We start from the raw sequence: 9,000 nt of genomic DNA, 5'->3' as shown, positions 1-9,000 counted from the left end.
ACACCTTGAGCTTGCAGGAGACGGTCAGGACTTGGGTCATGGTTCTATCGTAACTTCCGCATTCCTCCCGGCACTGACCCTACGGGTACAGTGCGGGGCTCCTGCGATTTCTAGCTGACGACAGAAGTCCAGCAGTTCCTCCAGGGTGGGCACAATGGATCCCAGTTGGGTGACATCATTGCCCAACATTTCCCCAAAGCCGCCCGGCTCCAGGAAATCTCGCTGCATATCGATGATCACCAGGGCCAACTGAGACAGGCTGGGAACTTCATACTCGTAGGGCAGGGCTGGGATCCGAAACATAGAGACCCCCAGTTGGGATCAATGCTGGGGCGGGGATCCTGCCTCAGCCAGGCCAATTTCCCTCAACCGCTGGGCCAAGTATTCTCCGGCAGTCAGGGAAGGGAACCGAGGGATCCCGCCGGTGCGGGCCACACAAGTCGGCAAGGGCGTGAGATCCACCTCTGGCCGCGGATGCACAAAGAAGGGAATGGAAAAGCGGCATTCTTGAGGGTTGTCGGGGTTGGTCACCCGATGGGTGGTGCTGCGCAACAGGCCATTGGTGAGGTTTTGCAGCATATCCCCGGCATCGACAATGATCTGACCAGGGAGGGCCGAAATGGGCAGCCAAGATCCATCTCGTTGCAGAAGCTCTAGACCTGGTGCGGTGGCTTCACACAAGAGCGTAATCAAGTTGATGTCTTCATGGGCTGCAGCTCGTAAACTCTGGGGAGGGGCTTCAGCAGGGATCGGCGGATAGTGAATCACCCGCAAGAGATTGGCTCCTCCTTCCGCCGCTTTGGGCAAGTATTCGGCAGGCTCCCCCAGATACAGAGAGACCGCCTGCAACAGGCCCTGGGCACAGGTTTCCAGTTGGGCGAACAGCTCTACCATCACCCTGCGAAATTGGGGCACCTCCCGAGGCCAGATGTTGGCAGGAAGGTGGGGATCCCCTTCGCGCCCGATGTGCCAAAACTCTTTCAAGTCAGGGTAGGGGTGATTTTTGGCATGTTCTTTGCCGAAGTGGGTGTACCCTCGTTGCCCCAGCAGGGCCGGATCCTCATAGGCTCTCTTGGTCGGCTCTGGCAAAAGAAAAACCGCTTCTGCCACCTCATAGGCTTCCCGGATCAATTCCGGCGATAGGCCATGGTTAACCAAGGCAAAAAAGCCAATCTGTTGCAGCGCTTCCCCCACCTGGCGGACAAACTGCTCCCGCTCACCTGCCGTTCCTTTCTGAAAGGCGGCGAAATCGACAACCGGCAGGGTCTGGCGTTGGGGAGTGGTTACCACGGCAAAAGTCGTCTCCGGCGAAGAGTCAACGCTATTTCTAGGCAGCGGGCTTGGTGTCCTATGCTATCCTTCCTAGGGGGACAAGGGGAGAGGTTTGAACCGAAGATGATCTGTTCGGGGCCCATCTGCGATATCTAGAGTCTAAAGCCGCTCGGCTATTCACCTTCCCACAAGATGTAGGTAAAACCCTGCCAAACCTCTGTTGCCTTTGCCTGGAGATTGCACCTTAGTAGTGATTAGTAGTGACCTGTGCCCTTTTCGGGAAGGCTGTGATAGAGTCGATAAAAGCAAAGTTATGACTGAGTTTTCCCCAAGAGCAGTTTGAGCGCTGGGTAGGCGAAATGGAGGGAGTTGTTCTGTTGTTGCAGTGGCTTAACTTGGTAAGGCAGGGCAGGCTACTTCTTCCCTCTTTAGCCGATTAAAGTTTTTGTGAAGTTAGGGATTAAGTTGGGGTCTCTGTTGCTTGTCAACCATAACCGCGCCTAGAATTGCCGAGGATTAATGTTTCTGGAGATGGTTTGCAGACACTGTTGATGTTGCTTTCCTTTTGCCTACTCTCAATCTGTTGACCTTTCGAGACCGACTGCTCTATGACAGACACTCATCCCTGTGCCCCCTGTATTGTGAATACGGGAACTTTGGTGAACAAGCGGGATATTTACCGACTCCTATCCGATTTGGCCCGTGTTCGCTACTTCGATATCGTCGATGGCTCAGTGCGGAAGCAAGGGGAAGGCTGCGTGGTGGATGTTTTTCAGGATCCCACTGCTGCCACACTGGTGGTAAACCGTAGCCTCTACTTAAATGTGAACAGCTTTGACTATGCCTGTCTGCGGGATCCCGCTTCCGAAGAAGAGATTGCCAACCTGGGCAAGGAGCAGCCGGGCGTGGTTATCGACTTGGTTCAGGACGGACGTATTCTGCGCTTGGTTCCCCTGGTGGAGCCGCGCTCGGATCCCGAGGAGCTCTTGGGGGATAACCAGGCGCTGCGGGCAGCGGTGGATGTTTTGGCTGCGGGCTGGGGCATAGAAGAGGAAAACTCTTCCGACTCCTCAGATTGAGAGATCCTGACCTGAAAATATAGACCTCCAAACCCATCTCTTCCTGGCCTTGAAGTTGACCGGTGCGGTGTGACGCAAATCATGCTCGGGAGGATGGTTGCAGCCGGTATGATCCACTTGGGTCATGGGGCTTTTTGGGAGGTGGTGTGAATTCAAGGCAGCGACTGCTTTTGGGCAGAGTGTGGGGTCTGCGTCTGCTTGGATCCCTGGTGGCTGTGCTTCTGGTACTGGTGCTCAAGGCTTGCGGCGGAAGTGGTGGTTCCTCTTCTGTAGGTGTCATTCCCACTCCCATTCCAACCGTCATTCCCACCTCTACTCCAACTGTCGTTCTCACCCCTACTCCGACTGTCATTCCTGCCCCTTTGCCCTCGCCAACGACTGCGCCTGCTTCCCAGTTCACCATTGACGTTCGCTTTCCCGACAACAGTCTCACCCCCACCCAGCAGTCGATCATCCGCAATGCCGCTCTGCGCTGGCAACAGATCATCGTTGGTGACCAGCCGGATCTGCCCCCCACCACCATTCGGGCCGACGAATGCGATCGAGGGTTTCCCAGCACGCCACTCAATTTCCCCATCGACGATCTGCTGGTGGAGGTGCGGGCCAGAAATCTCGGCGACGAGCGAATTTTGGGGGGAGCTGCTCCCTGTTTTGTACGGGCCTCTAACGGTCTGCCTTTCTACTCCGTCATTTTGTTCAACAGCCAAAACCTATCGGCTTTGGAAGAGCGAGGGGATCTGCCCATTACTGCCCTGCACGAGTTGGGCCATGCCTTGGGCTTCTTGCCCATCGTCTGGGATCCCAAGGGGCTAACGGTGGGCTTGGTGGGACGGGATCAGCCTACGCCCCCTGGCTACGATCCCCGCTTCATCGGCCCCAGGGCAGTCAGCGCCTTCACTAGGCTGGGAGGAAACGCGCCCTCTGTGCCCTTGGAGAACCAGTTTGGGGAGGGATCCCGAGATTCCCATTGGCGGGAGAATGTCTTGGGCCGCGAGCTGATGACCAGCCGCATCGACCGGGGGGTAGCCAACCCCTTAAGCATTCTCACCGTCGAAGCAATGGCAGATATCGGCTATGACGTGAACCCGGCAGCGGCGGATGGCTTTGCTTTGGGGCGCGGCAGGGGGGTCTCTCAACCTTTGGAGCTGCAAGAGCTGGAGTTGACCCTACCCCTACAGCGATTTGACGCCGAGGGCAGGCGGGTGGGGGATCCCCAGGCCTAAGAAAAGGAGTATATCTACTCATGGCCAAGATGCTGCTTCTTAACAATAATGAAGGTCAAGTTGTACAACTTCACAACTTCGACAATCTCTCACCTCATTTCTTTGCAATGAGCCATGGGTATCCTCAAGAAGCTTTTCGGCGGCCTGTTCTCCTTTTTCGGCATTCTCTTCGGCGGCTTGGTGGATTTTGTTACCGGGCCTTTTCGTTCTGCACCGGCTTCTCCCAGCTCTGCTCCTGCGGCTACAGCAACTGCTCCTGCCAACAAGCCCAAGGTGGTGGTGGAGAAGCCTTTTGTGCCCAATGAGATCTCGGCTCCGCGTCCTAACCGTCGCCCTGGCCCGGCTTTGGATGTGTTCCGGGCTATGGTTCAGGAGATCCCTTCGGCGCGGGCTTAGTCTGCCCATCTTCGGGAGCAGCTCGTAAGATGGAGGTGACACCGCTGGAGACTGCTCTCTATGTCCGATCTCTCTTTCTCAGAACAAGAACGGCTGAAACAGCTTGAGCGTGAACTGGAGCAGGCGGCTGCAGCCTCTCGGGAGTCGGGAACATCCGTTGCGTCTCGGGGGAAAAGTGCCGTTCGAGCTTGGATTGAGACTTGGGGGCGTCCACTGGTGACGGTCTTCGCCATTCTGGGCTGTATTCTTCTGGTTGGGCTGTTCTTCCGGGTTTTCGGCACTGTTCTCAGGTGGGCGGTGGTGGCGGGGTTGGGCTACCTGCTCTACGCCTGGGTGGTGGCACCGCGGCTGGGCCTTCCCACCGGAGCTAAGTCGAAGCCAGAGGACGGCGGTAGCGGTGCGGAGCACCATCTCGACAGCTTTTGATGGGCAGGGATCCCTGGCGAGCCTATGTTTACTTGGCGGCGGCCATCTTGGGCTGGGCCACGGCTGCCAGCGCTTTTAAGTTTGGGTTGCGGTACCTGTCGCCGACGGTTCTGCTGATTTTTTCGGCCTTTAGCTCTTGCCTGATCCTGGGGATCGTTTTGGTGGTTACAGGGCGGGCGAGGTTGATCGGCAGGCAGAAGGGATCCCAAGTCCGCCTATCGGCTCTTCAGGGGCTGCTCAACCCCTTCGGCTACTATGGGGTGTTGTTCCAGGCTTATGAACGCCTGTCGGCTCAGGCGGCGATGGCTCTGAATTACACTTGGCCGCTGGTGCTGGCTCTTCTGGCGGTGCCGCTGCTGGGAGAGCGCTTCCGTTGGCGGCTGGTGTTGGCCTTGGGGGTGAGCCTGCTGGGAGTGGTGCTGGTGGCTACGGGGGGATCCTGGGGCACCTTGCAGGTGGAGGATCCCTGGGGGGTCCTGCTGGCGGTGGGCAGCTCTGGAATCTGGGCGCTCTACTGGCTGCTCAATGTGCGGGATGGGCGAGATGCGGTGCTGAAGCTGTTTATGGGGTTTCTCTTCGGCAGCCTCTATGGCCTGCTACTGCTGCCGTTTCAGGAGGTCTCTTGGACAGTTGCGGGGCTGGGTTGGGCGGCTTACATTGGTCTGGCGGAGATGGGCCTGACTTTTGTATTTTGGCTGCGGGCTCTGGAGTTGGCGGGCCATCGGGGATCCCTGGCCAACTGGGTGTATGTGACGCCCTTTTTGTCGTTGGGGTTGATTGCGGTGCTGTTGGGCGAGAGGATTGCGCTGGGATCTGTGGTGGGCCTGGGCTTGATCTTGGCGAGTAACCTGTGGGGATCCCATAGGGAAAAGCCCCCCGCGGATCCTGTTCTGTCCTGAGGCGGTTGCGTTCGCGCCAGCGGGACGGAGTCCTATCGCGTTAGCGGGACGGAGTCCTATCGCGTTAGCGGGACGGAGTCCTATCGCGTTAGCGGTGCAGAGCACAATGAATCCCGTTCCTCTGTATGTGGCGGCAACAGCTCACGGGTTTGGGCACGTTACCCGTCTGGCGGCGGTCGTGAATGCTTTGCTGCAGCGGGATCCCCATGTTCTGCCCATCTTTGTTACGCCGGCTCCCCGCTGGCTCCTGGAGCGTTACGTGGAGGGGAAGTTTCTCCATCGGCCGCGGGCGTTGGATGTGGGGGTGGTGCAGCCGGATGGGCTGCAAGCGGATCTGCCGGCTACGTTGGCTGCCCTCAAGGCGTTTAAAGCCAGCGCTGCGGAGCTTGTTCGAGAAGAAGCGGATTTCATTCGAGCCCAGGGGGTGCCTTTGGTGTTGGCGGATGTGCCGCCCATTGCTGCGGCGATTGCCCAGGCTGCTGGGATCCCTTGCTGGATGGCCAGTAATTTTGGCTGGGATTTCATCTATCAGGAGTATGGCCCGGAGTTTCAACCGTTTGTGGCCTGGGTTCGGGAGCTCTATGGGCAATGTGACCTTCTGTTTCGCCTGCCCTTTAGCGAGAGCATGGTCGCGTCAGCGGTGCGGAGCACTAGCGCTTTTCCGCGTCAGCAGGAGGTGGGGCTGACGGGATCGGATCCCCGCTACCCACCAGAAGAGGTCGCCGCCCAGTTGGGGTTACACCCGGATCAACCCAGGGCTTTGTTCACCTTTGGCGGGCTGGGGGTACGGGGGTTTCCTTACGAGCGGCTCCAAGATTTTCCCGACTGGCAGTTTCTCACCTTTGATCCGGAAGCTCCCCCCTTGCCCAACTTGCGGGTTTTGGATGGGCGGGTGTGGCGACCGGTGGATGTGATGCCCCTCTGCCGCTGGGTGGTGTCCAAGCCGGGCTATGGCACTTTGGCGGAGGCCCTGCGCAGCCGCACACCTATGGCCTGTGTTACCCGCTCTGGGTTTGCCGAGTCGCCGTTGCTGGTTGAGGGTCTGCAGCGCTACGGCTGGCATCGCATCCTCTCCCCAGAGGAGTTTTTTCAAGGATCCTGGGACTTTTTGCGGGATCCCGCCCACCCACCCCAGAGGCCGGATGGATTGGATCTGCAGGGGAATGAAACCCTGGCTGCTGCCTTAGAGGCATTCCTGCGGGGAAGGGATGCCGGGTAGCATAAAGGGCAGCTTCCTGCAGCGGATCCCATGGCCAGCAGCTCGACAGAATCTCTGCGGCAACTGTACGAAGAATTGCCCTACCCCAATGTGGCGATTGAGGCCTCGGGCCGCAACGCCATTGACGGGTTGTACCGCCTAAGTTTGACCACCGCCCAATACGCCCGCACCCGCGCCATTGTGCCCAGCGAAGGCGCTCTCATTTTGAATGCCGGCTGCGGCTCGGGCTGGGAAACGTTGATCTTGGCGGAGGCCAATCCGGGGGCGCGGCTGGTGGTGTGCGACCTGTCGGCAGAGTCGGTACGGGTGACGGAGCGACGCTTGCGCTACCACGGTTTCGGAGAGGTGGAGTTGTATGTTCTCGACCTGTTGGATATCGAACAGTTGGGGTTGGAATTTGACTTCATCAGCCTTAACGATGTGCTCTATCTGCTGGACGATCCGGTGGCGGGGCTAAAAGCCCTCAAGCGGGTTCTCAAACCTGACGGGATCCTGCGGGCCAACCTGCACCACGCCTACCAGCGGGAGGTGATCTTTCGCCTACAAGAGGCGTTTCGGCTGCTGGGGCTGTTTGATCTACCCACTCCTGAGGCCTGTCAGCGGGTACGGGAATTCATGGCCAGTTTGGCCTCGGACGAACTGCGAGCTGCCTTGCGCTGGAACCCTGAGATCTACAAAGACGACACCAACATCCGGGCCAACTACCTCTTGCCAGGAGACAAGGGCTTCCTGATCCCCGACCTGATGCGCATGCTCGAGGAAGCTGAGCTGGGCCTGGTTTGTCTGGTGGACTATGCCGACTGGGATCCGGCGCTTTTGTTCAAGGAGAGGGCCATGCCCCCCTGGTTGCAAGCTGAGTTGGACAAGCTCTCGCCTGCGGATCAAAATCACTTTTATGAGCTGATCTACCCCAACCATCGCCTCATTGACTTTTGGGCGGAACACCCCGGCTCTTCCTTGGTCTTGCCCTGGAGCGACGCCGATTGGCTGGGGGGCAGAGTGCAGCTCAACCCCATCCTGGCCGACAACGTCGAATTTCGCCAAAACTTCGCCAAAGCTCACGAGAAAAAGCTGGAGTTTGCTATGAATTGGCCGGGATCCAGCTATGGGCGCCTAACCATTCCAGCTCCTCAGATGGCCTGGCTGGGATCCCTGTTGCAGGGGCCAACGGCAGTGAAAGCCTTGATTGAGCAAGCGGCCCAGGTCAACACGTTAGAGCTGGAAGCGGCCCAGGAGGAGGTGCTCACCTACCTGGCGGGGCTGGAGTCGTTTTTGTTTGTGATGTTGGATCCTGCACCCGTTCCAGGAGAAGGAGTTTTTCCAATCGCTTGAGATCCCCGAGCCTTTCTCCCAAGGGTAGAGGGAAGCCAATGGGCCGGTTCACGGCAACTTGGAACGACTATTGAGGGATTGAGGCTCTGCCGGGCTGCAAGAACGGTCTTGGGCAGATGTCAGATGGGAAGAGATCCCTCTCTAGCGATCCACCAGGCGCAGCTCGAAGGTGAGGATGTTGGCAGCCAAAATCTCCAAAGCCCCGCCCTCAATGAGGTCGCGAGTGAGGGCAGCCCCGGAGCCACTTTGTTGGATCAATTCGCGGCTGCGGCGCACCGTCTCCTGTCGCTGGGGGTCGTCCACAACCACCTGCCGCTGATTGGACAGGCTGAGGCGATAGAAATTGGGCAGATCCCCCCGGGTGGCATCAATGGCCAGATTGGTCTCTTCAGGGGCTACGCGGAAGGGGGCACGGGCGGTGAGCAGAGCCACCTGGATATCTTGGTCTCGCCCATCAAGGCCCTGCAGCTCGGATATATCGATCTGGAAATTGAGGGTATCGCGGTCACGGGTAAGGCGATTAACCCGTACCTGGTTAAAGCCAACGGCAAACTCCCGTTCCGGCTCTCCAAATCGCTGGATGGTGGCCTGCAAGACTGACTCTTCGTTGAGGGGGGTAACCCGAATGAGGTAATCCCAGTCCCGCACAAAGGTGTACTCGTTGGGCCCCACACGGACGTTGGGATCCACCAAGTTGGCGGTAGGGCCAGGGCTGCCGGCCTGGCTGAGAGCTACCATGTACCAGTAGTTGGGGCTGATGGGCAAACCCAGGGTCATGCGTACTTCCAGCACTGGCCGCGCCCAAGCGGCAACAGCCGTGAGAGCCGTTATGGCCATGGCTCCCAAGCAACTCCACAGCCAGCGCTGAGGAGGAAAATTAAGCTGCGGCGGGCAAGAGCAAGTGATGGCTGGGGTTCTCATTCAAGCCTCTTCAACTCTCCGGCAGGTGGCGGCAGCCCGAACTCCTTTCCTGCTCACTCTGGAACAGTCTAGCCAGGAATGGCGTGCCCTCAACAGGGGATCCCAAGGGTCGGCGGCGGAGCGCCAGCAGAAGTTTTCGTTAAGCAGTGATGATTCGGTGTGAAGCATGACTCTAGTCAATAATAAGCTCAACTATACTGAAAATAATGTATAATATGTTCAGTACGGATTAC

Annotated in this window: 11 protein-coding genes; 8 read left to right on the top strand and 3 right to left on the bottom strand. The window is 58.3% G+C overall.

The genetic code is table 11. The features are described 5' to 3' along the window. Positions 1-36 precede the first annotated feature (36 nt). Positions 37-303 carry a hypothetical protein gene (locus NW839_RS11205; RefSeq protein ID WP_414351656.1) on the bottom strand — a complete coding sequence of 89 codons (267 nt, stop codon included), beginning with the start codon at positions 301-303 and terminating at the stop codon, positions 37-39. Positions 304-321: 18 nt separating this feature from the next. Continuing rightward, on the bottom strand, positions 322-1,290 hold the full coding sequence (locus tag NW839_RS11200) for an isopenicillin N synthase family dioxygenase (RefSeq protein ID WP_414351658.1): 969 nt from the start codon (positions 1,288-1,290) through the stop codon (positions 322-324). Between the two features lie 590 nt (positions 1,291-1,880). Here NW839_RS11200 and NW839_RS11195 point away from each other — a divergent pair. The 7 genes from NW839_RS11195 (at position 1,881) to NW839_RS11165 (ending at position 7,846) form a co-directional block, all read left to right on the top strand. After that, positions 1,881-2,351 carry a hypothetical protein gene (locus tag NW839_RS11195; RefSeq protein WP_414331929.1) on the top strand — a complete coding sequence of 157 codons (471 nt, stop codon included), beginning with the start codon at positions 1,881-1,883 and terminating at the stop codon, positions 2,349-2,351. Between the two features lie 209 nt (positions 2,352-2,560). Next, entirely contained in the window at positions 2,561-3,574 is a 1,014-nt protein-coding gene (locus tag NW839_RS11190) for a leishmanolysin-related zinc metalloendopeptidase (RefSeq protein WP_414380657.1), read from the top strand. 114 nt (positions 3,575-3,688) lie between these two features. Further along, positions 3,689-3,970 (top strand): hypothetical protein, encoded by a 282-nt coding sequence (locus NW839_RS11185; protein WP_011432432.1) that lies wholly within the window; start codon positions 3,689-3,691, stop codon positions 3,968-3,970. A gap of 60 nt (positions 3,971-4,030) precedes the next feature. After that, complete coding sequence (locus NW839_RS11180; RefSeq protein ID WP_011432431.1) at positions 4,031-4,396, top strand: hypothetical protein; 366 nt, start codon at positions 4,031-4,033, stop codon at positions 4,394-4,396. Next, on the top strand, positions 4,396-5,295 hold the full coding sequence (locus NW839_RS11175) for a DMT family transporter (RefSeq protein WP_414351663.1): 900 nt from the start codon (positions 4,396-4,398) through the stop codon (positions 5,293-5,295). Before NW839_RS11180 ends, NW839_RS11175 begins: the two co-directional genes overlap by 1 nt. Before the next feature lie 106 nt (positions 5,296-5,401). Beyond that, positions 5,402-6,514: a glycosyl transferase gene (locus NW839_RS11170; protein ID WP_414351666.1), complete on the top strand. Its 1,113-nt coding sequence runs from the start codon at positions 5,402-5,404 to the stop codon at positions 6,512-6,514. Between the two features lie 30 nt (positions 6,515-6,544). Beyond that, positions 6,545-7,846 (top strand): class I SAM-dependent methyltransferase, encoded by a 1,302-nt coding sequence (locus tag NW839_RS11165; RefSeq protein WP_414351668.1) that lies wholly within the window; start codon positions 6,545-6,547, stop codon positions 7,844-7,846. 141 nt (positions 7,847-7,987) lie between these two features. Here NW839_RS11165 and NW839_RS11160 read toward each other — a convergent pair whose 3' ends face one another. Beyond that, the gene (locus NW839_RS11160; protein WP_414351671.1) at positions 7,988-8,683 is read right to left on the bottom strand and encodes a hypothetical protein; all 696 of its coding nucleotides are present in this window, start codon (positions 8,681-8,683) and stop codon (positions 7,988-7,990) included. 67 nt (positions 8,684-8,750) lie between these two features. Here NW839_RS11160 and NW839_RS11155 point away from each other — a divergent pair, with 67 nt between their 5' ends. Next, positions 8,751-8,930, top strand: coding sequence for a hypothetical protein (locus NW839_RS11155; protein ID WP_414351673.1), 180 nt, complete (start codon positions 8,751-8,753; stop codon positions 8,928-8,930). Positions 8,931-9,000 lie beyond the last annotated feature (70 nt).

Origin of the sequence: Synechococcus sp. R5-15 (assembly GCF_047462035.1) — a bacterium.
In the GTDB taxonomy this organism is placed as follows: domain Bacteria; phylum Cyanobacteriota; class Cyanobacteriia; order Thermostichales; family Thermostichaceae; genus Thermostichus.
This window is presented reverse-complemented; position numbering and strand designations above follow the sequence as displayed.

Coding starts and splice junctions, on each gene's coding strand:
- NW839_RS11155 (WP_414351673.1), top strand. CDS start 8,751: ATGGCTGGGGTTCTCATTCAAGCCTCTTCAACTCTCCGGCAGGTGGCG.
- NW839_RS11180 (WP_011432431.1), top strand. CDS start 4,031: ATGTCCGATCTCTCTTTCTCAGAACAAGAACGGCTGAAACAGCTTGAG.
- NW839_RS11195 (WP_414331929.1), top strand. CDS start 1,881: ATGACAGACACTCATCCCTGTGCCCCCTGTATTGTGAATACGGGAACT.
- NW839_RS11170 (WP_414351666.1), top strand. CDS start 5,402: ATGAATCCCGTTCCTCTGTATGTGGCGGCAACAGCTCACGGGTTTGGG.
- NW839_RS11205 (WP_414351656.1), bottom strand. CDS start 303: ATGTTTCGGATCCCAGCCCTGCCCTACGAGTATGAAGTTCCCAGCCTG.
- NW839_RS11165 (WP_414351668.1), top strand. CDS start 6,545: ATGGCCAGCAGCTCGACAGAATCTCTGCGGCAACTGTACGAAGAATTG.
- NW839_RS11185 (WP_011432432.1), top strand. CDS start 3,689: ATGGGTATCCTCAAGAAGCTTTTCGGCGGCCTGTTCTCCTTTTTCGGC.
- NW839_RS11160 (WP_414351671.1), bottom strand. CDS start 8,683: ATGGCCATAACGGCTCTCACGGCTGTTGCCGCTTGGGCGCGGCCAGTG.
- NW839_RS11175 (WP_414351663.1), top strand. CDS start 4,396: ATGGGCAGGGATCCCTGGCGAGCCTATGTTTACTTGGCGGCGGCCATC.